Source organism: Pontibacter anaerobius (genome assembly GCF_026241195.1).
In the GTDB taxonomy this organism is placed as follows: domain Bacteria; phylum Bacteroidota; class Bacteroidia; order Cytophagales; family Hymenobacteraceae; genus Pontibacter; species Pontibacter anaerobius.
Map to the genome: position 1 here is coordinate 1 of NZ_JAPFQO010000028.1, position 663 is coordinate 663.

Annotated in this window: 1 protein-coding gene; it reads left to right on the forward strand. The window is 65.9% G+C overall.

What is annotated here, in order from left to right:
- Positions 1-38: 38 nt before the first annotated feature.
- Positions 39-663: polysaccharide lyase family 20 protein (locus tag OO017_RS19870; RefSeq protein ID WP_266054452.1), on the forward strand; the 625-nt coding region annotated here is incomplete at its 3' end.

Below are 663 nucleotides of genomic sequence, written 5' to 3' on the forward strand. Positions count from 1 at the left end.
TTTACACGGAGACGGCTGGTAGCCATTCGCTGCAGTACGTGAGCACGCATTCCTTCGGGGGCTCGCGCTCGGCCCGCTTCGAGCTGCGCGACACCGACCCGATGGTCAACGCCGGCACGCGCGCCGAGGCCATGATCACCCAGCCGGCCGCCTCGCGCGACCGCTGGTACTCCTTTGCCGCCTACTTCCCGGCCGACGGCTACGCCCGCGACTCCAAGCCGGAGATCATCTCGCAGTGGCACCAGTACCCGGACCAGCACCTAGGCGAGGGCTGGACGAGCCCACCCACGTCCCTTCTGGTGCAGGACGACAAGTTCATCCTGGACGTCCGCTACGATGCTAGCCAAGTCAGCTCCGGGTATTTGCTCGACACGCAGAAGCTCTTTGACCTGGGGGCGGTGAGCAAGGACAGCTGGCACGAGTTCGTGTTCCACATCGTCCACTCCTACGGCTCGGACGGGCTGATCGAGGTGTGGCGCAACGGCACCAAGGTGCTCGAGCACCGGGGGGGCAACATGCTCAACAACGTCAAGCTGCCGCACTGGAAGGTGGGGGTCTACAAGTGGCTGTGGAACGGCACCGGCACGACCGACACCAACCGGCGCGTGCTCTACCTCGACAACGTGCGGGTGGGCGGCGCGGCGGCCACTCTGGCCGACATGA